The organism is Sporosarcina sp. FSL K6-2383, from assembly GCF_038618305.1.
Lineage (GTDB): Bacteria > Bacillota > Bacilli > Bacillales_A > Planococcaceae > Sporosarcina.
The window spans coordinates 249862-273163 of the sequence record NZ_CP152017.1 but is presented as its reverse complement, the minus strand read 5'-3'; the positions used below and the strand labels follow the sequence as shown (position 1 = coordinate 273163).

General features: G+C 42.4%; 25 protein-coding genes. 14 read left to right on the top strand and 11 right to left on the bottom strand.

Features of this window, described 5'->3' with window-relative positions; genetic code table 11:
- The first annotated feature begins 15 nt into the window (after positions 1-15).
- The 3 genes from MKZ10_RS01535 to MKZ10_RS01525 all read left to right on the top strand — a co-directional run bounded on the left by MKZ10_RS01535 (position 16) and on the right by MKZ10_RS01525 (position 2696).
- Positions 16-567: a hypothetical protein gene (locus MKZ10_RS01535; RefSeq protein WP_342507248.1), complete on the top strand. Its 552-nt coding sequence runs from the start codon at positions 16-18 to the stop codon at positions 565-567.
- 80 nt (positions 568-647) lie between these two features.
- Positions 648-1841: a DUF3238 domain-containing protein gene (locus MKZ10_RS01530; RefSeq protein ID WP_342507246.1), complete on the top strand. Its 1194-nt coding sequence runs from the start codon at positions 648-650 to the stop codon at positions 1839-1841.
- A 246-nt stretch (positions 1842-2087) separates the two neighbouring features.
- Positions 2088-2696, top strand: a complete 609-nt coding sequence (locus tag MKZ10_RS01525; RefSeq protein ID WP_342507245.1) for an alpha/beta hydrolase — start codon at positions 2088-2090, stop codon at positions 2694-2696.
- A gap of 121 nt (positions 2697-2817) precedes the next feature.
- Here MKZ10_RS01525 and MKZ10_RS01520 read toward each other — a convergent pair whose 3' ends face one another.
- Both MKZ10_RS01520 and MKZ10_RS01515 read right to left on the bottom strand, forming a co-directional pair.
- Positions 2818-3876, bottom strand: coding sequence for an acyl-CoA dehydrogenase family protein (locus MKZ10_RS01520; protein ID WP_342507243.1), 1059 nt, complete (start codon positions 3874-3876; stop codon positions 2818-2820).
- Between the two features lie 24 nt (positions 3877-3900).
- A complete protein-coding gene (locus tag MKZ10_RS01515; protein WP_342509952.1) occupies positions 3901-4428 on the bottom strand; it encodes a DUF4242 domain-containing protein in 528 nt (175 codons plus the stop codon).
- Between the two features lie 134 nt (positions 4429-4562).
- On the opposite strand from MKZ10_RS01515, the gene MKZ10_RS01510 reads away from it, so the two are divergent.
- On the top strand, positions 4563-4997 hold the full coding sequence (locus MKZ10_RS01510; RefSeq protein WP_342507241.1) for a helix-turn-helix domain-containing protein: 435 nt from the start codon (positions 4563-4565) through the stop codon (positions 4995-4997).
- An 18-nt stretch (positions 4998-5015) separates the two neighbouring features.
- Here MKZ10_RS01510 and MKZ10_RS01505 read toward each other — a convergent pair whose 3' ends face one another.
- The 3 genes from MKZ10_RS01505 to MKZ10_RS01495 are packed head-to-tail and all read right to left on the bottom strand — an operon-like array spanning position 5016 to position 7515.
- Positions 5016-5777 (bottom strand): ABC transporter permease, encoded by a 762-nt coding sequence (locus MKZ10_RS01505; protein ID WP_342507239.1) that lies wholly within the window; start codon positions 5775-5777, stop codon positions 5016-5018.
- Between the two features lie 5 nt (positions 5778-5782).
- Positions 5783-6721, bottom strand: coding sequence for an ABC transporter substrate-binding protein (locus MKZ10_RS01500; protein ID WP_342507237.1), 939 nt, complete (start codon positions 6719-6721; stop codon positions 5783-5785).
- A 14-nt stretch (positions 6722-6735) separates the two neighbouring features.
- The gene (locus tag MKZ10_RS01495) at positions 6736-7515 is read right to left on the bottom strand and encodes an ABC transporter ATP-binding protein (protein WP_342507235.1); all 780 of its coding nucleotides are present in this window, start codon (positions 7513-7515) and stop codon (positions 6736-6738) included.
- A 292-nt stretch (positions 7516-7807) separates the two neighbouring features.
- Between MKZ10_RS01495 and MKZ10_RS01490 the strand changes: the two genes are divergently transcribed.
- The 4 genes from MKZ10_RS01490 (at position 7808) to glpK (ending at position 12599) form a co-directional block, all read left to right on the top strand.
- Positions 7808-9457, top strand: coding sequence for a glycerol-3-phosphate dehydrogenase/oxidase (locus MKZ10_RS01490; protein WP_342507233.1), 1650 nt, complete (start codon positions 7808-7810; stop codon positions 9455-9457).
- Positions 9458-9485: 28 nt separating this feature from the next.
- On the top strand, positions 9486-10061 hold the full coding sequence (locus MKZ10_RS01485) for a glycerol-3-phosphate responsive antiterminator (protein WP_342507231.1): 576 nt from the start codon (positions 9486-9488) through the stop codon (positions 10059-10061).
- Positions 10062-10242: 181 nt separating this feature from the next.
- On the top strand, positions 10243-11073 hold the full coding sequence (locus tag MKZ10_RS01480) for an MIP/aquaporin family protein (protein WP_342507230.1): 831 nt from the start codon (positions 10243-10245) through the stop codon (positions 11071-11073).
- A gap of 29 nt (positions 11074-11102) precedes the next feature.
- Positions 11103-12599 carry a glycerol kinase GlpK gene (gene glpK, locus MKZ10_RS01475; protein WP_342507228.1) on the top strand — a complete coding sequence of 499 codons (1497 nt, stop codon included), beginning with the start codon at positions 11103-11105 and terminating at the stop codon, positions 12597-12599.
- Positions 12600-12660: 61 nt separating this feature from the next.
- Here the strand turns inward: glpK and MKZ10_RS01470 are convergent, their stop codons facing one another.
- Positions 12661-13200 (bottom strand): hypothetical protein, encoded by a 540-nt coding sequence (locus MKZ10_RS01470; protein WP_342507226.1) that lies wholly within the window; start codon positions 13198-13200, stop codon positions 12661-12663.
- Positions 13201-13320: 120 nt separating this feature from the next.
- Between MKZ10_RS01470 and MKZ10_RS01465 the strand changes: the two genes are divergently transcribed.
- Positions 13321-13908 carry a TetR/AcrR family transcriptional regulator gene (locus tag MKZ10_RS01465; protein WP_342507224.1) on the top strand — a complete coding sequence of 196 codons (588 nt, stop codon included), beginning with the start codon at positions 13321-13323 and terminating at the stop codon, positions 13906-13908.
- A gap of 50 nt (positions 13909-13958) precedes the next feature.
- On the opposite strand, the gene MKZ10_RS01460 is transcribed toward MKZ10_RS01465, so the two are convergent.
- From MKZ10_RS01460 to MKZ10_RS01445, 4 genes are all read right to left on the bottom strand, one after another.
- Complete coding sequence (locus MKZ10_RS01460; protein WP_342507222.1) at positions 13959-14828, bottom strand: peptidylprolyl isomerase; 870 nt, start codon at positions 14826-14828, stop codon at positions 13959-13961.
- Positions 14829-14899: 71 nt separating this feature from the next.
- On the bottom strand, positions 14900-16306 hold the full coding sequence (locus MKZ10_RS01455; protein WP_342507221.1) for a HAMP domain-containing sensor histidine kinase: 1407 nt from the start codon (positions 16304-16306) through the stop codon (positions 14900-14902).
- Positions 16303-17004, bottom strand: coding sequence for a response regulator transcription factor (locus tag MKZ10_RS01450; RefSeq protein ID WP_342507219.1), 702 nt, complete (start codon positions 17002-17004; stop codon positions 16303-16305). The genes MKZ10_RS01455 and MKZ10_RS01450 overlap by 4 nt, the downstream gene beginning before the upstream one ends.
- A gap of 111 nt (positions 17005-17115) precedes the next feature.
- Complete coding sequence (locus MKZ10_RS01445; protein WP_342507217.1) at positions 17116-18345, bottom strand: trypsin-like peptidase domain-containing protein; 1230 nt, start codon at positions 18343-18345, stop codon at positions 17116-17118.
- 292 nt (positions 18346-18637) lie between these two features.
- Here MKZ10_RS01445 and adh point away from each other — a divergent pair, with 292 nt between their 5' ends.
- Together adh and MKZ10_RS01435 are read left to right on the top strand one after the other, a co-directional pair.
- Positions 18638-20179, top strand: a complete 1542-nt coding sequence (adh, locus tag MKZ10_RS01440; protein ID WP_342507215.1) for an aldehyde dehydrogenase — start codon at positions 18638-18640, stop codon at positions 20177-20179.
- 21 nt (positions 20180-20200) lie between these two features.
- Entirely contained in the window at positions 20201-20557 is a 357-nt protein-coding gene (locus tag MKZ10_RS01435; RefSeq protein ID WP_342507212.1) for a DUF779 domain-containing protein, read from the top strand.
- A gap of 220 nt (positions 20558-20777) precedes the next feature.
- On the opposite strand, the gene MKZ10_RS01430 is transcribed toward MKZ10_RS01435, so the two are convergent.
- Positions 20778-21170, bottom strand: coding sequence for a DCC1-like thiol-disulfide oxidoreductase family protein (locus MKZ10_RS01430; RefSeq protein WP_342507210.1), 393 nt, complete (start codon positions 21168-21170; stop codon positions 20778-20780).
- Between the two features lie 175 nt (positions 21171-21345).
- On the opposite strand from MKZ10_RS01430, the gene MKZ10_RS01425 reads away from it, so the two are divergent.
- From MKZ10_RS01425 to MKZ10_RS01415, 3 genes are all read left to right on the top strand, one after another.
- Positions 21346-21534: a hypothetical protein gene (locus tag MKZ10_RS01425; protein ID WP_203247842.1), complete on the top strand. Its 189-nt coding sequence runs from the start codon at positions 21346-21348 to the stop codon at positions 21532-21534.
- A gap of 292 nt (positions 21535-21826) precedes the next feature.
- Positions 21827-22156, top strand: a complete 330-nt coding sequence (locus MKZ10_RS01420) for a helix-turn-helix transcriptional regulator (RefSeq protein WP_342507208.1) — start codon at positions 21827-21829, stop codon at positions 22154-22156.
- Positions 22153-23271, top strand: coding sequence for a DUF2812 domain-containing protein (locus MKZ10_RS01415; protein WP_342507206.1), 1119 nt, complete (start codon positions 22153-22155; stop codon positions 23269-23271). The genes MKZ10_RS01420 and MKZ10_RS01415 overlap by 4 nt, the downstream gene beginning before the upstream one ends.
- Positions 23272-23302: the final 31 nt, after the last annotated feature.

Here is a 23302-nt window from a genome sequence, read left to right as displayed (position 1 = left end):
AGATGGCGTCATAACATGGATAAAATCACTCAATCTTATTTTAAAAATTTAGAGGCAGAGGACAAAGATGCTCAATTCGAGGCCTTTGAAAATATTGTTGCAGCCACAAGTAAAGAAGTGGATTGGGCTTATGAGGTTTGGGACCAATTAAGGGAGTGGCTAACAGACTCCGATAATCACAGAAGGTCTAGAGGTGCTCAATTTCTTTGTCGTATAGCAATCAGTGACCCGGAAAAACGAATACTTACTGATTATCAGGCGATTTGGGAAGTAACAAAAGATGAAAAATTCGTCACGGCAAGACATACCCTACAAGCAATTTGGAGAATTGGTCTAGCGGGCGCGGAGCAAAAAGAGATAGTCGTAAAAAGCCTAATCGATCGGTTTGTAAATGGAACGGATGAAAAGAACTATACATTAATTCGTTATGATATTCTTCAAGGTCTCCGGAATTTGTATGATGAAATAAAAGATGAGGAAATAAAGAAGATTGCATTAGATTTAATTGAACAAGAAGAGGATCCAAAATATAAAAAGAAGTATGCGACTGTGTGGAAAAAGGCGTAAATTTTTGACCTTATGTATCTTGGTTCCATGTTTAGTTGAGGATAAAATACCTCACACTTATCATGAGGAGTGTGACTACTGTGTTATTTGAAATGAAAACCGTTATGCATCGGGCAGATGTTATTTCATTCGCATGGAATGATGTGGGTGGGGTTTATCACGTTTATAAAGATGGCAATCATGTTTACGAGGGGACTGTGCCCGAATTTAATGACGGTGATTTTAGGCACGCAAAATTGTATAATTACGCGATTGAACGCACCGAAGATGGCGAAGTGGTCGATGTTATCGCGGTTCAAACGTCAGCGTTTGCCGAACGTAAAAGTAAGGATAATCCCCTTCAATCACTCGTCATGACAACGATTGTTGCGAAGACTCAAATCGTTTTGTCGTGGGAGGAAATTAGTGATGTCGATGAATATGAAGTGTTTCGAAATGGCGTGCATATGAAAACGGTGAAGGAGAATTTCTACAGCGACCGGGATTTTTCGTTGGATGAAACTTATCGCTATACCGTTCGTTCGAGGCGCCCTATTGCTAAGTCAGAAGATCGGTTTAATAGGAGCAAGTCACTGTTTTCAACTGTTTTCGGCATGTTGAATCCGGCTTCATCGAAAGAACAGGCAGCCGTTGAAGTTTTTGAAGTGACGAAATGGATTGCGCAGCCGCGGGAATTGTTGACGCCTATTCAAGATCGAATTCGCCGTCCGAATGTGGATAGATGGAAATTGCGCTACACGACATTCTTGGCAGATAGATGGGTGAAAAATCCAAATGGCTTTGCATGGAATCATTATTTTAAAGGAGATGGCAGAGGGTTTGATGTGGAAGGAGAGGGCTTTCGAACTCGTGTCAATATTGAACTGGCATATGATCAGCTCGGTGCGCCGTTGATATTTACAAAAGCTGTTGGGCCATCGATTGCCTATAGTCGTTTGAAACGATTTCGAGAACAAGCAACCGCTTCGCATGAAGGAATCGTTTTGAAACGTTTGGATCATGGACAGGGAGAATCCGGATTTTTGCTAACACATGCAGTGGGCAATCCTTTAACACCTGCTCCGAAAATAAACTATGAAATGCAAGCGGTTCTTCGACGAAATGGTACGTTTGATATGACAGGCTACCATGATCAAGCGCCACATCATGAAATTTACATGATGCGTGGTGAAGGGAATGAGTGGCAGCCAATTCATCAGGTGGAAAGTAAGGGGCTTGCTTGGTTATCACCGGTTATCGCCCGGCAATATTGGCGTTGTTCGAGCTTTGGCTGAAAAGTGGCGTTGGTCAGTGAAAACTAGTGGATAGTCAGTGCAACCTGGAGGTTAGTCAGTGCAAATCTATTTAGTCAGTGTAACCCGAAGGTTAGTCAGTGAAAACCAGTGGATAGTCAGTGTAACCTGGAAGTTAGGCAGTGCAAATCGAGAAACTGGTCCTTGCAGAGCAACCTTTTTGACAACGAACATTCTATTTGATAAACTTATCTTGAATTCGAGATAAAAACAAACATGGAGTGATAAATGATGAAACATATATTCAAAGAAGGAACAAATGCTGCAAAGCCAGTTTTGCTAATGCTTCACGGTACGGGCGGGACGGAAAATGATTTATTGTCACTTGCCGATTTAATTGACCCGGCGGCTTCGGTATTGAGTATTCGGGGAAATGTTCTTGAAAATGGGATGCCACGCTTTTTCCGCAGATTGGCAGAAGGTATTTTCGATGAGGAGGATTTAATTTTCCGGACGAAGGAATTGAATGAATTTCTTGATGAAGCAGCTCTGAAATACGGATTTGACCGATCGAATATCATGGCAATTGGTTATTCCAATGGAGCGAATATTGCTGCGAGCTTGTTGTTCCATCATGCAGGCGCATTGAAAGGTGCGATTTTGCATCACCCGATGGTTCCAAGGCGGGGCATTGACCTTCCAGATTTATCGGGTGCTTCGGTATTTATGGCGGCGGGGAAAAATGATCCGATGTGTTCAGCGCAAGAAGCGGAGGAGTTGGATGAACTGCTGACAGTTGCAGGGGCACAAGTGAAGGTACATTGGGAAATGAACGGCCATTCGTTGACGCGGACAGAAGTGGACGCGGCGGCGGAATGGTACAGAGCGATCTTTTAATACAGCTCGTGCTGTACAATAATCGGTCGGCTCGATATCTAGCAAATGGAAGTTCAAGTACGTTTCATAAAGCAGGAATACATGTAAAAGCCGACTTGTGATTGAAGTCGGCTTTTGGTGATTATGAACTTAGTACCTTCTCCAAATGCTTAATCGTCGGTGTTAAATTAGCATAAAAATAAGCTTCCCGTAATCTTCTTGCAGGCGCGCTCGTATTGAGATAGGCAGCACTGCCGTGATGTAGCATAGCGGCTTGGACGGCCTCAAGCGTTAAGTAAGCAGAGTCCAATCTGACTTTTGCAATTGCTTTCCAGTCCCAATCATCAGATTCAAGTAGGGCGACTAATCTTTTTTCATAGGCCTCATTGGCTTCTTTCAGTTTAGTAGGCTGGGTTTGGAGAAATTGGTTGCAGCCATTTTGTTTTTGGCATACTTTTTCAATCGATTGAATGGATGCCGCGGTTACCCCGAGACCAAGAGGAATCTGATAAGCCATAAATACTGGGCGTACTTTTTGTACAAAGGCGTCAGCATCTTCGGAAATGATACGGCTATCGGGAACAAATACTTGTTTAAAGACGCATGCGTACGTGGCACTGCCATTTAGTCCAAGATAATCATTGCGCTCTTTAAGTGACAAACCTTCTGAATCACAGGAGACAAAACACATAATGCGCTCATCATCATTTAAGCCAGCAATCACTCCAAATGCATGATCAGACCCTAAATTTGAAATTGAAGGGAGCACGCCTGAGATACTATAGCCGCCATCGACTCGTTCCGCTTTTAAATGCAGATTTTCAAGCCCGACATAAAATTTCATCGGGTTGGAAAGTCCTGTTCCGCCGAGTAAGCTACCATTTTCGAGTTGCCCTAGCAGTTCCGCGCGCAACTGTTCATTTTTCGTGTTTCGGACATACGTTAAAGCGGCTAAGTGGCACCATAAACAAAAAGCAGTCGTCATACATGTTTTTGCCGTTGTCGATACGATAGAGAGTTCATCTAACAGAACTTCATTTTTCGTACGGCCAACAGAAGAAAAGAGCCCCGATTCACCGAGTTTACGTAAAAACGTTTCCGCATAAAAAGCGTCCACATCAATCTGTTTCACGTATGGCTTCAATTCTTGTTTGATTAATGTATCGAGCACTTCTTTTTTGTTTACTATGCTGTTGTTCATGGATACCACCTCCGCCTTTTATTGTTAGCCTAAAATTTCTGTAATGGAATCGATTGGCGTTTTTACCGCTTCGCGTGCGCGTTTGACAGCTGCTTCGTCAGGTGCATCGTAGAAGCATAGACATTTAGACATATCTTCACAGACATACGTTCTAGCAAACGCCACTTCAGGTACTTCTTCGTAATGAACAGAATTTTTCTTTTTGCGAGCAAGATACTGATCCATTGTTAAGTCTTCTGGCAGGTTCCACTCCACTAAATAATTGACGACGTCTTTTTGTTGTTTTACTTTTTCTAACTCGTCGCCAACAAGACGAACGTCTTTGATCAGCTCGATTGTAATGCCAGCCTCTTGTAGCACACTAGATGCAATCTCTTTGTCAGTTGCTTCGATAATGAAGAACGAGCGTGAAAAATCTTTTGATACTTGTAGTTCAATCAGTGAAGCTTCTTTTTCTCCAAGTTTTGTTTGGAGCTCAGCTGCCTTTTGGTCAGCCTCTTGCTTTGTGCTTACGATACTGCTTAAAGATGATTCAACTAAAAATAATCCTATTGTTAAAACCAACCTTTCCAATCTGTATTGTATAACTTATGGATTATCTTATTATACTAAGTTAAAAAAAGCAACCCTAATAGTCTAAATTTAATGTATAATTAAAATTATATTTCTTTGAGAGGATGCTTGTTGTGAAAATAAAATACGATTTACCCTGTAATATCGCCCAGTCACTCAATATTATTGGAGATCGCTGGACACTGCTTGTCATTCATGAAATCCTTATCGGGCAGACAACATTTAATGAAATCAAGAAGGGACTAGATGGTATTTCTGCGAATCTATTATCCGAACGCTTAAAACTATTAGAAGCGCAAGGGCTTGTAACATCAGAACTCTATTCCAGTCATCCACCTCGTTATCAGTACACACTTACCGAAAGTGGGAAAGATTTAGAGCATGTCTTCCATGCACTAATCATCTGGGGAAGTGAGCATTTAGATCACTGCTACAAAAAATTGGTGCATACAACGACAGGTGACGAAGTAGGTCTTACTTATTATTCAAAACGAACGGGCGAAATCGTCCATGATATCCAAGCGGTAAGCCTTGAGGAGGAAGCATAATGCTTCCTTTTTTCTTCTTCAAGAAGAGATTCCCCAATGACGGCCCACCCACAACTCAAACAGACCAATTAACCGATCGAGGATGAATCCACATAGCCCTATGAATACAATACCTGCTAGCACACCAGCTAGATTCAGTGTATTGCGTGCATCGACGATTAAATAACCAAGACCGGATTGTGCACCAACCATTTCACCTGCCACAAGGAAAATCCATGCAGTCCCGAGTGCTAAGTGAAGACCACTCACAATGGAGGGAAAGGCAGCCGGGAAAATAATTTTAACCATCAGTTGTGGCTGCTTAATCTCCATGTTTTCTGCAATCTTCAAGTAATCTTGATCGATTTTTTTTACACCATTTACTGTCGTCAGTAGCACCGGGAAAAAGGCTGCGATGAAAATAATGGCGATTGCCGGCATATTACCGATACCGAACCAAAGGACGATAAAGGGAGACCATGCCACAGGAGATACGGGACGTAATACTTGTGCCACGGGGTCGACGATTTGCCAAACACGCGGCATTCTTCCTAGTAGCATGCCAAGGAGAATAGCCGGTATAACTGCCAGTAGATAGCCAGCTGCAAACCGTCCAAGACTCACCTGTAAATGCACAAAAAGAGAGCCATCCATCACCATACTAACAATTTCTTGCCCAACCGTTTGTGGCGATGGAAATAGTGCTTCCTCATAGCCGCCAATAACAATAACGAGTTGCCAAACCGCTACAAGCAACATCATTCCAATTATAAAGTTAATAAGTTTCTTTACGATTTTCATCTACATCACTTCGCTTTTTCGATAAATGTATTGTCTACAAAATCTTCATATAGTGGTGGTTGATCCGACAAGCCCATTTCAACCATAAACCCGGAAAGCTTGTCATAGTCCGGTTGTTCAATGCGAAGATCATCATAAGAAATCCACTCCAATGACAAGTCAAGCACTTCTCTATCAACCTTCATAAATTGTCCAAAAGATTCGTAGACTAGGTCATCTTTTTGATTGGCAAGCTCTCCTGCCAGCGCATAGTGGTTGATAAAGCTTTGTGTAATATCTATATTTTTCTTTATAAAATCATTACGCATAACAAGGACGCAGCAATAAGAATCTGGCCAAATTTCATCTGAATGATAATGTACTTGGCCCTTGTTCAGTACGACAGCTTGCGCCCCGAAAGGTTCGGCAACAATGTAACCAGCGATTCGATTTTCTGAGAGTGCAGCCGGCATTTCAGCGGGTGCCATTTCGACTACATTGACATCCTCATAGGTCATACCATCTTTTTTTAGCATTTCATTTAATAAAATATTATGGGATGAAAATTTATGGGGAATGGCATATGTTTTCCCTTGTAAATCTGCTGTGGCATCGATGTCGTGTGAAGAAATTAGTACATTACCATCTTTATGACCAAGTGCCACGGCTTTCAAATCAATCCCTTGTTCTTTCGCTTTCATTGCTAATTCAATGAGTGCAGATGCCCCGTCAATCCGCCCTGTATTGAGTGCATCCATTAAATCAGGCCATGACCCAAACTTCACCAATTCAATTGTGTAATCCTCTTGAAAATAGGCATCCATGTAAAGTGGCCCAGCGTGTGTAATCGGCAAATATCCAATTTTAATAGTCGGTTTATCACCAGTCGCTTTTTCGGTAGGTTTCGAGCAAGCGGTTGTCAGGAGCATTGCGCATATAACAAGTAGTGCAGTCCATTTTTTCATTGTTGTTCCTCCTCTTAAATCGAGTATTCGGACGTGTTTGGTACGCCGCTTAGTTCGAATTCATCTAAAATTTTCTTGCGGAAGTAATGGAAGTCGCCATGACTTCGATCACGTGGTTTTGTTTGTGTGATTTTCATTTCTTTATAAATTTTTCCTGGGTGGGAGCTCATAATGAGAACTCGATCGGATACATACACGGCCTCATCAATATCATGTGTGACCAGTAAAATCGTCGTTTTCTTTTGCGATTGAATGCGAACGAGTTCATCTTGTAAACGATAGCGGCTAAATGTATCAAGTGCTGCGAAAGGTTCATCCATTAAAATGACGTCTGGCTGCATGGCAAAAGCACGCGCAATGGCTACCCGTTGTTGCATCCCCCCTGAGAGTTCGTGGGGGAACTTATGCAGATGCTGTTCAAGTCCGACGAGCTCCAAAGCATCTAGGACCCGTTCCTCTTTTTCGTCCGCCGGCAACTTTTCCCCTTCAAGACCGAGCTCAACATTTTTCAACACAGACCGCCACGGAAGTAAGTTGCGTTGTTGAAATAACATGACGCATCTTTTTGTGGGGCGCTGTACGTGTTGCCCGTCAAGTAATACTTGTCCTTCGTCGGCCTTGGTAAATCCACCGACCATATGCAGTAGCGTACTTTTTCCACAACCACTTTTGCCGAGTAATGTGACAATTTCCCCTTTTTGAATGGTGAAAGAAACATCATCAAGCACGCGAGATGGTACGCCACCTGTGAAAAATGTTTTGGTTATCCCTGAAACTGCAATCATTTCTGCCATAATGCGTTACTCCTTTCTTCATCAATATTAATAATTCCTATTAGTTTAGTTGGTTTAGAGTTATCTTATTATACTACGTTCAAAATAACAACCTTGTATATGAAATTTTCTGTTTTTATAAGCGGAAAAGGCTTGAGGGTTTTCAAAATCACTGCCATATGATAGACTGAAATCAAGTTAATAGATATGGTTTGAGTTCATGAGAGACCTGACGACATTATTGCAAATATGCAGTGATGTACGTTCAGGTCTCTTTTTTTATCATAGAAAACAGCAAAGGGAGAAGATTATTATGGGTACATTTTCAGCATTGGAGAGACAATCTACGTTTGACAAAATGGCAGGTGAGCCATTCGATTTACTCGTTATTGGAGGGGGAATTACGGGGGCAGGTATCGCTTTAGACGCGGTAACACGCGGTTTGAAGGTAGCGCTTGTGGAGATGCAGGATTTTGCATCGGGTACTTCGAGTCGTTCCACTAAATTGGTACACGGGGGATTACGTTATTTAAAGCAGTTTGAAATTAAGGAAGTGGCAGAGCTCGGCAAAGAGCGTGCGATTGTATACGAAAACGGTCCCCATGTAACGACGCCTGAATGGATGCTATTACCGTTTCATAAAGGGGGCACATTCGGCAAGCTATCGACATCATTTGGATTGCGTGTGTATGACTTTTTAGCGGGTGTTAAGAAACAGGAAAGAAGAACAATGCTGTCGCTAGAAGAAACTGTTCGTAAAGTACCAATTGTCAAAAAGGATGGCTTGCTCGGAGGTGGGGTCTACGTGGAATATCGCACGGATGATGCGCGTTTGACGATGGAAGTCATCAAGGCGGCAGTAGAAAATGGAGCGGTTGTGACGAACTACGCTAAGGCAGCACAGTTTATTTACAATGAAAGCAAGCAAGTAATCGGTGCTGATATTCAGGATATGCTGACGGATAAGATGGTGTCTGTTCGTGCAAAAAAAGTTGTCAATGCGGCAGGGCCATGGGTAGATGATGTACGGGAAATTGATGGTTCGAAGAGTGAAAAGCACTTGATTTTATCCAAAGGAGTTCACCTGGTATTTGACCAATCTACATTTCCATTACAGCAGGCAGTCTATTTCGATACGCCCGACAAACGGATGGTGTTTGCGATTCCGCGGGATGGCAAAACGTATGTAGGGACAACGGACACATTTTACGATGAGAGCCGTGCGACGATCAAGATTACGACTGAGGATCGTGCGTATATCATGGGGGCCATTCACTATATGTTCCCTGACTTACACATTACTGAAAAAGATATCGAGTCAGGCTGGGCAGGGATTCGTCCTCTTATTCACGAAGAAGGTAAAAACCCTTCCGAAATTTCTCGGAAAGACGAGATTTGGCAATCGGATTCGGGTTTAATTACTATTGCGGGTGGGAAATTGACGGGGTATCGTAAAATGGCGGAAACTGTTGTGGGTATGGTTGTTGAAAAACTAGCTGCGGACGGCAATCAGCAATTCGGTCCATGTGTCACTAAAAATACCCCGGTTTCTGGTGGAGATGTTGGCGGTTCCTCAAGATTGCAACAATTTTTATATGCCAAGAATAAACAAGCGCAACGTTTAGGGTTGAATGAACAGCAAGGCCTCAAATTAGCGAGGATGTATGGGTCTAATGTGGATACGGTGTTTGGTTATTTGGAGGGCAACGATACGTCGTTACCGCCTGTTTTATATGCGCAGCTGATGTATGCCATTCACCATGAAATGGCCGTTAAACCAACTGATTTCTTTATCAGAAGGACGGGGGCTTTATTATTCGATATCGTCACTGTTATGGAATGGAAAGAGCAAGTCATGGCAGAAATGGCGACGATTTTCGGCTGGACAAAGGATCAACAGAAGCGTTATGCGGAGGAATTACAGCGGGAAATCGTGTGTGCGACGACTGCGGTCGAGGTATAATAAGGTTCGGAGGGAGAGGGGAAACGCAATGCCTTTTCGTGAACAAAAAATTTTACCGGCTTTACGCAATTTGAAGCAGCTCGAATCATTACTGAATAGTCCGTATGAGTATATTGTCTTGCTGGAAGTGCATATTAGCAATCTGAAAACAATAAAAAACGAAGCAAATCGCTATTGTAAAAAGATTATTATTCATGCGGATTTAATTCAAGGGTTAAAAACAGATGATTTTGCCGCAGAGTTTCTGTGTAATGATATTCGTCCTGCAGGTATTATCTCAACTCGGTCCAATATGATTATGAAAGCGAAGAGCAAAGGGATTATTGCGATTCAACGGATGTTTTTATTGGATACGATTGCTTTGGAAAAAAGTTATTCGCTTATTGAACGGACGAAGCCGGATTATATTGAAATTTTGCCAGGCGTGATTCCACAAATTATTAGTGAAGTGCATGAAAGAACGGGAATTCCCATTATAAGTGGTGGATTAATCAGATCAGAAGAGCATGTTCATGCAGCATTGGATGCAGGTGCAAAAGCTGTGACAACATCTAATCAGCAGCTTTGGAGAGCGTTTTTGAAAGACAGCCAATCCAAATATTAATTTTAATTTCTGAAAAGTGTTGACAATAGTTTGAATCTTTACTAGACTATGGATAGGTTAATAAACAGTGGTTGAGCATTGAGGTCCACATTTATTCATTCCGCACAAAGCGGGTGATTAAATGTGGATTTTTTATGCTTCCACACGTAACCGCTTACAAAAATTAAAGGGGGAAGACGAAATGACACCATTTTTAGGGGAATTAATTGGTACAATGATTTTAATCATCTTTGGAGCGGGTGTAGTCGGCGGAGTGTTAATGAAAGATTCGAAGGCTGAGGGTGCTGGCTGGATAGTCATTACACTTGGATGGGGGCTTGCTGTGACGATGGGTGTTTACGCAGTCGGAAACTTCAGTGGAGCTCATTTGAACCCAGCGGTTACAATTGGATTGGCATCTATCGGAGAATTCCCATGGGCTGATGTACCAAATTATATATTTGCACAGATGACGGGGGCTATTTTGGGAGCCATAATCATTTATTTCCAATACCTACCGCATTGGGGCAAGACAGAGGACCAAGGAGCCAAACTAGCAGTATTTGCGACATCACCTGCAGTCCGTCATCCGTTATCCAATTTAACAAGTGAAATGATTGGTACGTTTGTCTTGCTATTAGGTCTTTTGATGATTGGTGCGAATGAGTTCACAGAAGGATTAAACCCGTTAATTGTTGGTGCACTTATTGTTGCGATTGGTATGTCACTGGGCGGAACAACTGGCTATGCGATTAATCCAGCACGTGATTTAGGACCAAGGATTGCTCACTTCTTCTTACCGATTGAGGGTAAAGGATCATCGGACTGGAGTTATGCATGGGTACCTATCGTAGGACCAATTCTTGGCGGTGCGTTTGGTGCGTTGTTCTATCAACAATTTTTTACAGGTGTTAATAGTGTTGCGTTTTGGGTAGTTGGAGCTGTTGTGTTGGCGGTACTATTAGGTGCACAATTTACGCTTAAAAAAGAAGCGGCAGTAGTTGTAAAGCAAAGAGTTGCGAAAGGCGCATAATGCTAAAACTTATATAGGGGGAGAACAATATGACTGAAAAATATATATTGGCACTTGACCAAGGGACGACGAGCACACGGGCTATTTTATTTGATCAAAAGGGTGAAATCTTTCATACTTCTCAACAGGAATTTACGCAGTATTTCCCACAATCAGGGTGGGTTGAGCATCGAGCAGATGAAATCTGGAGTTCGGTTTTAGCTGTTATGGCAGGCGTGCTGTCTGAAAAGAAGAATATCGATGCCAGTCAAATTGCTGGAATTGGGATCACGAACCAACGTGAAACAGCTGTTGTTTGGGATAAACATACAGGTGATCCCGTTTATAACGCTATCGTTTGGCAATCACGCCAAACGGCCGACATTTGTGAAGAATTAAAAGCGCAGGGCCACTCTGATATGGTTCGTGATAAGACGGGCTTGCTCATTGACGCTTATTTTTCAGGCACCAAGGTTAAATGGATTTTGGACAATGTGGAAGGTGCAAGAGAGAGAGCGGAGCGCGGTGATCTGCTATTTGGCACAATTGATACATGGTTAGTTTGGAAACTATCCGGCGGTAAAACGCATGTGACGGATTATTCCAATGCTTCGAGAACACTGATGTACAACATTTACGACTTGCAATGGGATCAGGAATTGCTAGATATGTTAGATGTACCAGCATCGATGCTTCCCGAGGTCCGCCCTTCATCAGAAATCTATGGACATACAGATACGGATTTATTCTTTGGTCACGCGGCTCCACTTGCGGGAATGGCGGGCGATCAGCAGGCGGCATTATTTGGTCAAGCGTGTTTCGATAGTGGCATGGTGAAAAACACATACGGAACAGGTTGCTTTATGCTGATGAATACAGGCGAAAAAGCGGTTAAATCTGAGCATGGCCTGTTGACGACTCTCGCATGGGGAATTGACGGCAAGGTAGAGTATGCACTTGAGGGCAGTATTTTTGTAGCAGGGTCAGCGATTCAGTGGCTTCGTGACGGGTTACGGATGTTCAGAGATTCATCAGAAAGTGAACGCTATGCTGATCGTGTAGAGTCAACAGAAGGTGTTTACGTTGTACCGGCATTTGTTGGACTAGGTGCCCCTTATTGGGACAGTGATGTAAGAGGAGCTGTTTTTGGATTAACGAGAGGTACATCGAAGGAACATTTCGTTCGTGCTACGTTGGAATCACTTGCTTATCAGACAAAAGACGTGCTGGATGCGATGGAAGCAGATTCAGGGATTTCGTTGAAAGCATTGCGTGTGGATGGCGGCGCAGTTGCAAATAATTTCTTAATGCAGTTCCAAAGTGACCTATTGAATGTGCCAGTAGAACGCCCAGTTATTAGTGAAACAACGGCGTTAGGTGCAGCTTATTTGGCAGGTTTGGCTGTTGGATTTTGGAAGGATCGCTCTGAAATTGCGAAGCATTGGCATCTTGACAAACAGTTCGAGCCTGAGATGGAGCAAGAAGTACGCGAAGAAATTTATGGCGGCTGGCAAAAAGCCATTCGTGCAACGATGGCATATAAATAATTTGAAAAGGCTAGCAAGTATCGCTTATAGCGTGCTTGCTAGCCTTTTTTCAATAGATAAATTAGACTTTCTCAGGTCGTGGCCAAATGAAATAAGAAAGAGAGATGACAAGGTCGATGCCGAGGACGAGTGCCCATACTTTTAACATTCCGGATAATGCTTCTGTTCTTGTCGGGTCATCGATGAAGTAAATCATGGCCGCTAGGAATGCAGCACCAATGATGTAAGCAAGCACATGTTGAAGGGAACCTTTCATGGAATGACGAGCATGCGCAAAGCCAGTTTTCCTTACCGGTTTTGGTCCCTGTTTCTGAATATAATAAACAAAGCGTTCATCTGCCCAGCGGATCATGCTTTTCCCGAAAACGATGGATGCCCCAAGGTAAACAGCCGCAACGGCATGGACCTGGGTTGCAGTTGCTCCGTTGTACAAATCAGTTGCTGTGACGATAAGTAAAATTAAATCGATAATTGGCGTCAAAGCCAGGAAGAAAAATCCGAGCCGTTCGCGTTTAAAAATATACCGTGTGATAAGTCCAAGTAAGATAACAATCCAAAAACCGATTTCACACGCGATAATTGTCCATGCAATGAAATTCATAGGTAAATCCCCCTTTTTAATACATCTGTATTATTTAGTTCTATACTAGCACAATATCTTTATTTAATACAAGCGTATTGTTTAATTGCTAAATGTTTTTTCATGGATTAAACTAAGCGTATGCCTAAAATTGTAGATCATGAAGAAAGAAGAAAGCGTATTGCAGAGGCAATGTGGCAGGTCATTTTGGATAAAGGGATGGAAGGAGCGACTGTACGAAATATTGCGGAAGAGGCAGGGCTCTCATTAGGAGCACTGCGCCATTATTTTCAAAACCAAGATGAGTTGCTCGTCTATGCAATGACGCTCGTAAAAGATAACGCAACAGCACGCATTCAAGAAATTTTGAAGCGTGATTTACCACCAAAGGAGATGGTTATTGCAACGCTTCTTGAAGTTGTGCCAATTAATAAGGAAACGCGTATGGAAATGGAAGTGTGGTTTGCGTTTGTTGCGTTTGTGAAGCATCGGAAGGATTCGTTTGAAGTGCTGGATGACGGTCTATATGAGGCATTCGAAAAAATGCTCAATTATATGAACATGGCGGGGGTATTAAGAGATAATCTCGATCTCATTCTTGAAACGGAGCGGTTATACGCTTTGATTGATGGTATTGCTATACATGCGTTGCTTGATCCGGAGCGTGTGGACAGGGATCGAGTCGTCAATGTTATTCATTACCATATGGATTCGATTTGTGTTGAATAAATGATGAAAAAACGGAAAAGCCATTTCAGCTTTTCCGTTTTTCTCATCCTTTATTTCCCTAGCAAAGAGTTTTCAATATCATATTTCTCTTTTGCTTCATCCATCCAATCGGTATAGGCTGTTTGCATTTGTTCTTCGAGTAACAGTTTTTCAATGTCTTCTTTACTGTCTTCATAAACAGCCTCTTTCGCCGCCTTTTTATCGGTGACGTGAATGATATGGTAGCCATGTTCTGTTTTCACAGGCTCACTGATCGCATCAATCTCCATTGAAAATGCTTCTTCTTCAAATTCGGCAACCATTTTACCATGGCTGAAGTAGCCTAATTCTCCACCTTTTTCTGCGCTACCTGTATCCGTTGAGTGCTCTTTTGCTAGCGTTGCAAAATCCTCGCCATTCGCTAACTTTTTGGCAATTTCTTTTGCTGTTGCTTCATCCTCAACTAAAATATGACTGGCTTCAACCTGATCCTCTGTACTAAGAGATTCCTTGTTTTCATCGAAATAAGCTTTAGTGTCCTCGTCTGTTATGTCGATGCGTGGTTCAACCACTTCTCGGATAGATAAATATTCAGTAATACTGTCTTTGAACTCCTTTTCGGTGATACCGCCTTGCTCTAACGCAGCGGCAAAGGCTTCCTCTCCACCGACACTTTCAATTTGCGTTGCAAGCTCTGCCTCTACTTCTTCGTCAGAAACGGTCACTTTTTCCTTTTTCAATTCCATTGCAATGACTTTATCCTCAATCATTATATCAAGAGCTTGTTGTCCAGAAGCTTTGACAAGCGTGTCGTACAATTCCTCTTTGGTGATTTTTTCATCGCCCACTTTTGCTACGATTTCTTCATTTCCTTGTGAACACCCGGTTACTATCACAAGGATGACAGCAATTACTAGCGGGTATAGCCATTTTTTAGTCATGTATTCTCCTCCAAAATCATTGATTACCTTCATGGTACATCGAAAATATGAACAAATTATTACGGAGGAGTCTAGTTCGGTAGTAAAATCGTAAATTTGGTGCCTTTTCCTTGCTCACTGGTCACTTCAATCGTTCCGTTATGCATGGTGACGAGCTGTTTAACGATTGATAGGCCGAGTCCGAACTCTCCATATGGATTCGTAGTCCGCGAAACAATCGCTTTATAAAAGCGTCCCCATATTTTTTCAACATTTTCTGGATCAATGCCGATGCCGGTGTCTTCAATTTCAATAATAGTCATATCATCTTGCACATAGCCGCGCAAAAAGATAGATCCATTGTCGGTAAATTGAATACTGTTTTTCGTGATGTTAATCAAAATCTGGGTGAGCCGATCATAATCAGCATGCACAGTCACAGTCGGATTTACGTCAACGATAATCGTATTCTGCTGTTCAGCTGCAACACCTTCAAGCTGATCTTTAATAATTTCTAGTAGTTCAACGAGTTGGATATCTTGTTTAAGCAGTGTAATTTGGTTGGAACGAATTTTTTCGTAATCCAGGTTTTCATTAACGAGACGAATGAGTCGCATTGTTTCGTTACTGGCAAGCTGGAAACCTTTTTCTTTTTCTGTTTCAGAAATCATGTCATTTCTCATACCTTCGATGATGCCACGAATGGTTGTTAGTGGCGTTCGTAGCTCATGGGAAACATCCGCCATGAACTGGCGTCGTCGATTTTCCAGGCTTTCGATTTCCTCCATGGACACATTCAATTTCTCCACCATTTTGTTGAAGTCATCAGCAAGTTCACCGATCTCATCGACATTAGCGGATGGGATACGTACAGAGTAATCCCCTTGTGCAACAATCGAAGTAGCTTCTCGAAGTCGTTTGATACGTTTACCGTGGAAATTCGATAAAATCCAGCTGAGTAATAATGCGACCGCTAGTGCGAGCACCATTGTAAATAACAGATAGGTATTCATTTGAGTAATGACTTCCCGTGAGCCTTTAATGGGAGAAGTCAACAGGATGCCGCCAACAAATTGATTGTTTTGGACGTAGGGAAGCAGGACAAATGTAACGGCTTCGTTGAAGCGTTTAAAGTCTTGTTTGACCGTAACGGTTTTGCCGTTTTTAATCTCCTGCCACTCTTCCTCACTCAACAGCCCAATGACTGGTGCTTTTAGTTCGGTAGAATAAATGATAGCGGATTGCTCGTCGAATAAAATGTATTGAATATCACGACCGTTTAGCACATGTTCATAGGCTTGCAAGGTGCTTGTTGAGTTACGAGGATTGCGATCAAGGTCGCGTAAGATAGTTTGTCCATAAGTCGCGAGTTCTTCGGTTTTATTATCATAGACAAATTGCTCGATATAATGAGAGAACAGCAAACTCAATATTAAAAAGGCGATGAGGATGACGCTTACGTGACTGGCTAATTGCTGGTATAGATATTTAACTTTCATTTGGATTCACCTATTGTTTCATCAAATCGATAGCCAACGCCCCAGACAGTGTGGAAAAACGGTTGCTCGTCTGTTGCAATTTTCGTACGGAGTCGCTTGATGTGAACGTCTACGGTGCGGTCATCGCCATAGAAATCATAGCCCCAGACATTGTCTAATAATTGCTCACGAGAAAAGACTTGTTTTGGATGCTGGGCGAAATGGGACAGTAAATCGAATTCTTTTGGTGTTAAATTGAGGACGGGCTTGTTGTCTAACATTACCTCGCGTGTATTGTGATTGATTTTAAAATGAATGGTTTCAATGATGCCTTCTTCCGGCACGTCCACTTGTTGTGAGGAATACCTGCGTGTCACGGCTTTAATGCGCGCCATCAGAGCGAGTGGGCTAAATGGTTTTGTGACATAGTCGTCTGCACCCATTTCAAGCCCGAGTACTTGGTCTGATTCGCTATCTTTCGCGGTGAGCATAATAATCGGACCTGCATATTTTTCTTGCCTTAGCTTCCGGCAAATGGACACGCCATCCATTCCTGGCAGCATCCAATCGACAATTAGGCAGTCCCAATGCTCCTCACTTGCACGGCGATAGCCTTTGAGACCGTCTTTGACGAATTCTCCTTCGATGCCTTCCTTTGAGAAAAAGAGTTCAATCATTGAAGAAACGCTTTCGTTATCTTCAATTACTAGAATTTTCAATGGGCTGCATCTCCTCTCATTTTATAGTAGGTACTTTCAAGGTAAATCGGAAATTGGAAATATGCAACTAGAAAGACCTTTGCTTCGGTGGCAAAGGTCTTTGCTAAGTGATTATTCAGTTGTTGTTTTATTACTCGTCAGTGTAACTTCAATTGTTTTTAATTCCGCACCGCGATAAATCGTAAATGTAGCGATATCGCCAACTTTGAGTTGAGAATATAAAAACTTGCGTAGTTCTGTTGAGCTTGTAATGTCTGTGCTGTTAATGGCGGTAATGACGTCCTCTGCCAACAATCCAGCTTTTCCAGCAGCTGATGATGGATCGACATTTGCGACCATAACGCCGCCTTTCACTTCTTGTGGAATATTTTGCAAATACATAGGCGGCACTTGTGAAAGATCTGCAAGCCCGATACCGATGTACGGGCGTTCCACTTGTCCGTGTATTGTCATTTCTTCAATCAGTGGAATAACTTCGTTACTTGGAATCGCAAAGCCGAGTCCTTCAACACCACTTTCGGAAATTTTCAAGCTGTTAATGCCGATGACTTGTCCAGCTGAATTCAGTAGTGCTCCACCGCTATTCCCAGGGTTAATGGCCGCGTCTGTTTGAATGACGTTCATTTCCCATTCGCCGGCAGATGTATTGACGTTAATGGACCGATCGACTGCGCTGATAATCCCTTGCGTCACAGTACCAGAAAAATCAAGACCGAGTGGATTACCGATGGCAACGACCGCATCGCCTGCGCGTATCTGGTCAGAGTTACCGAACTCGAGGACTGATTTGGCATATTTTGCGTCGATTGTAAGTACAGCCAAATCGCTTAGTGCATCTTTACCCACTAATTCTGCCGTTGTCTTTTCTCCACTTTCTAAAGAAACTTCCAGCTTTTCAGCTCCTTCAATGACATGATTGTTTGTGACGATATAGGCTTTATTGTCGACGATTTTGTAAATGACGCCTGAGCCTGTTCCACTATTCACAGCCTCTGTATTTTGTGCGAAGCGATTACCGGCAGTTTTGTAATTGACCACCCCGACGATCGCGCTGGATGCCTGCTCCACCATATCTGCTAGTGATGTTGGATCTTTTACGGTTGTTTGCTGCACATTATAAGGAGCAACATTTGAAGTGGCGGGTATTCTTCCTTCAGAGCTTGCTTGCAAAAGATCGGTATTGACCACGACTCCCAATGTTAGCATTGACCCGATGACACCGGCTCCGATTGTTGATAAAAAGCGTTTACCTGACTTGTTTTTGTTCTTAGGTGCTTTTACTATTTCTTGCACAGTTTCTACCCCAGTCTCTTGAATTGTTTCTAACTCTTTATCCATCATTTATTCCTCCCGTTCAATCTGATTATCTTTATTCTAAAAGTTAAATATGAACAAATTATTACCGGGAAGTTAACAATTGATGAAGAAATGAGTGGCTTGTCGAAATATCACGAAAACAAATAATTGAATTATTCTATATAGTTTGATAGAGTCGGGAGACGAGCTCCTTTTTTATTTCAGGTGTATTGTAAGCGCATACATTACGTTTGGAATATGATGGATGCATACTGAAGGGGTTTGCAACGTATAGTAGCGGGATGTGAAAATTTCAACATACAAGGAGGAATGGAGAATGGTTCAAACGGTAGAAAATCCAGTTTATGCTTTTCCGAACACAGAAGGAGCAAAGGTAAATTTCAAGGAGCGTTATGAGAATTTTATCGGCGGTAAATGGACAGCACCAGTGAATGGCCAATACTTTGACAATCCAACTCCGGTGACAGGTAAGGTATTTACACAGGTAGCCCGATCAACTGCAGAAGATATTGAATTGGCATTGGATGCTGCACATGCTGCAAAAGACGCTTGGGGAAAAACGTCTGTTACGGAACGTTCAAATATTTTATTGAAAATTGCTGATCGTATGGAACAAAATTTGGAGATGCTGGCAGTTGCAGAAACGTGGGAAAATGGCAAAGCAGTTCGTGAAACGTTGAATGCTGACTTGCCGCTTGCTATCGACCATTTCCGCTATTTTGCTAGTGCGATTCGTGCACAAGAAGGTGGCGTCAGTCAGATTGACAATGACACGGTAGCGTATCATTTCCATGAGCCAATCGGTGTTGTGGGACAAATCATTCCTTGGAATTTCCCGATTTTAATGGCTGTGTGGAAGCTAGCACCAGCACTTGCAGCAGGGAACTGCGTCGTGTTGAAACCAGCAGAACAGACGCCAGCATCTATTTTGGTGCTTGTGGAATTAATTGAAGATTTATTGCCAGCTGGCGTATTGAATATCGTCAACGGTTTTGGTTTAGAGGCGGGGAAGCCGCTAGCTTCAAGCTCACGCATCGGTAAAATTGCGTTTACGGGTGAAACAACAACAGGTCGTCTCATTATGCAATACGCTTCACAAACGGCCATCCCTGTCACACTTGAGTTAGGTGGAAAATCGCCAAATATTTTCTTTGAAGATGTAATGGATCAGGACGATGCATTTTTGGATAAAGCGGTAGAAGGTTTTGTCATGTTTGCCCTTAACCAAGGGGAAGTGTGTACATGCCCTTCACGTGCGTTAATCCAAGAATCAATTTACGATAAATTTATGGAGCGTGCACTAGAGCGAGTGAAAGCTATTAAAGTCGGTAATCCGCTTGATCCGACAGTGATGATGGGTGCGCAGGCGTCGACTGAACAATTGGAGAAAATTCTATCCTATTTAGATATTGGTAAACAAGAAGGTGCAGAATGTCTGATTGGTGGGGAACAAAATCACCTTGAAGGCGATTTGGAAGGCGGCTATTACGTCAAACCAACTGTCTTTAAAGGCAACAATAAAATGCGGATTTTCCAAGAAGAGATTTTTGGTCCTGTCGTATCTGTCACGACATTTAAAACGAAAGAGGAAGCACTTGAAATTGCTAATGATACATTATACGGCCTAGGTTCGGGTGTGTGGACACGTGATATGAATACAGCCTATCGCTTTGGTCGCGGCATTCAAGCAGGTCGTGTGTGGACAAACTGCTACCACGCTTATCCAGCACATGCTGCATTCGGTGGCTACAAAGCATCTGGCGTTGGTCGTGAAAATCATCTCATGATGTTGAATCATTACCAGCAGACGAAAAATATGCTTGTTAGCTACAATGAAAACAAGCAAGGCTTCTTTTAAGAGAAAAGGAGGAGGGTGTGGATGACTGAGCGTGTAATAGCGACTGATGCTGCACTTGAACTCATGGAGCTTTTGAGGAAAAAACACGGTCCACTGATGTTTCACCAATCGGGAGGCTGCTGTGACGGCTCATCGCCAATGTGTTATCCAGATGGGGAATTGATTATTGGCAATCAAGATGTTCTTCTTGGACATATTGGAGGAGCCCCGTTTTATATGCATAAAAACCAATTTGAGTATTGGCGGCATACACAGCTCATTATTGACGTTGTCGATGGGCGCGGTGGGATGTTTTCACTTGAAGGGGTTGAAGGCAAACGCTTTTTAACAAGATCACGGGCGTTTACCGCAGAGGAGAATAAGGAATTACAAGTGTGAATGAACGAAAAAAGGGCTATCTCATTGTGGATAGCCCTTTTATGGCGTGAAAATTTCGGTGACGGTGATAACCTAGTCCGTGGCGGTGATAACACCGTGGTGATTCATCAAATCAATTATGCCTCGGCATAATTGCGTCCGGATTTTTTCGAGCTCGCTCGAAAAGTTCCCTTAAAAATCCGTGACATCCGCCGGAGGCTTTATTTGAATTCAGCTGAATTCAAATAAATCGTTTCCGCATTTCGGGAGGTGGTAACATACAGGCATCTTCCTTTTTGCCAAACCATTTGTAGCGATTTTTTGCCACATAATCATAAACGCCGTCACGAATTTTGCGCGGGACGAGTATAAATAAGAATGACAGATGCCATAAGCCATCCAATTTTTTTGCGATATGCAATGCAGCGGAGGATTTTGTATAGGCTCTCCCTTTGGCGATTAACACCAAGCTGTCTACATCTGCGGGAATATTATATTGCTTCACAAGCTCGACACCTTTGTCGCTTTGTAATGAAGTGAAAAGAAAATGAGCAGCGGGGTCACGTTTAATAATGAACTGCACACTTGAATCACAAAAATTACAATCACCGTCAAATAATACAATGCGTTTCATGGAATGACCTCCCTCTTTATTGTAAGTATAGCCTTGTTGGACAAATAATAAAACGATATAGGCGCAAGTATTTACGCGTGACTGAAAATTTAGTATAATGATAGAAAGAGTAGAACAAGTGAGTTGTTTTCCATCGCATGTAGCCGCGGTTAATATGTTGAGGAGGATGATTTGAATGGAACGTTTACCTATTGAGCCAGCAGAAGTAGAGTTACGGCATAATCGAGATTTCATTGCTTCGCTAAAAATGATTGGTGAAGGTGCTCCGATTTATGAACGTTATGAAGAAGATGAGCCAGTCGTGAAAAAACGGCAAGAACAGGATGGCTTTGACGAAGAAGACTTGCCGCGCGACTACCAATAACCGTAATCCCCACAGAGATGTGGGGATTTTTCTATGGAATGGAGCGACTTGTTAGTTGATTTTCCATGGGGTAGCCGGGTTTGCCAGATAAGTAGTTCAGTTTTGTTAAAAGGTAGTTGAGTTTGCGGAAAAGGTAGTCCGGTTTCTGCGAGGTAGCTGGGTTTGTCAGCTAGGTAATCCAGTTCCTACAGGGGAGTTCAATAGCGGACAACCTTTTCGATTTATCAGAATACATTTGACTCGATGTGTCACGATGCGACATAGTGAATGGGAAGAACGGATGTGATTCCGCTTGAAAACAGAAAAAGTGATTAAATTATATAGCCCGATGACGGAAACGGCATTTTATATTTTGTTGTCACTAATAGAACCGCGTCATGGCTATGGCATTATTAAGCATGTAGAAGAATTGACGACAGGGCGATTGGTACTGGGATCTGGAACGATTTACGGCACGTTGACCAAAATGCAACGGGATGAAATTATAACCGTCTATGCGGATGAAAAGCGCAAAACGATTTATGAAATTACGGATGTCGGGAAGGCGCTAATGCGACATGAGATGGGACGACTAAAGGAGTTACATGCGAATGTAATCAAGCATGAGGGGGAATTCCAATGACGATAAAAAAATGTCGATTACTTTGGAGTTATGATGTGGAGAAGACGGAGCGTTGGTTGAAGGAAATGGCGGCGCAGGAGAATCACCTGAAGGATGTAAATCGAATGACAAGAATGTTTACATTTGATCAAGCGACCGCTGAAAGTGCTCATTTCCAAGTTGTCTATGACAAATCGCAAAATACGTTACCGCGAAAGTTAGCAGAGGCGGGGTGGGAAGAAACACTATCGGAGAAAAAGTGGAAGTTCATGAAAAATAAATCCGAGGAAATAAGTATTTTTCCATCTCGTGAAGGAGTATTGAAAAGGAATAGAATTCACTTCTATCTGTTGACTGGATTGGCTTTATTCTACATTATGCCTCTACTCATGATGCTTATTACTTTATTTATGGTCATAAAGGGAGCGGCTACAGTCGAACCAAGTCCATTTTGGTCATTGACAGTCCTCTTTTTCTTGCAAATTATAGTCGTTATGGGTCTTGCTATTTTTATGATTCAAAAAGTAAGACGTTTTGAGAAGAAGTTTTTTGGCGGAGCTACGGATGTGAAGGAATCTGTTGGGGACACATTCACCAAGTGGAGATTTGGTTGGATGTATGCCCCGGATATACTGGAAAACTGGTTGTCGGAAATGTCTGCAGAAGGTAATCATCTCGTCCGTATCGGAAAACCAGGTCTTAGATTCGTATTTGAAAAAGGGGAACCAAAATGTGTGTCGTATGTATTTGACTATCAATTAAAAGCATCGCCTTCGTACTTTAATGTTCATCAAAGTACAGGCTGGCAGCTGAAATACACATCACCTTCTTCATTTGCAAAATACTCCTTATGGGCGCAACCGTATGACGAAGGGGGTGAAATGCCGCGATTTACATACGATTCTGTTGAGAAGAAAGCGCAAGTTCGAAAAGTAGTATTATCAGCGGCTGTCCTACTTTTATATTTTCTTGTGATTGCTGTCTTTTTTATCAGTCTGAATTATTCAATGTATCTAAGGGACAGTTGGAGTATGTTCAATAAAGTTATATTTGTAGCATTCATCCTTTCTTTATCGTCTCCACTATTAATCATGACTCGCACGATGAAATATGCGTTCAGAATGCGCAGGGGATAATTACAGGATTTATTGTTGGAATAATCAAGCA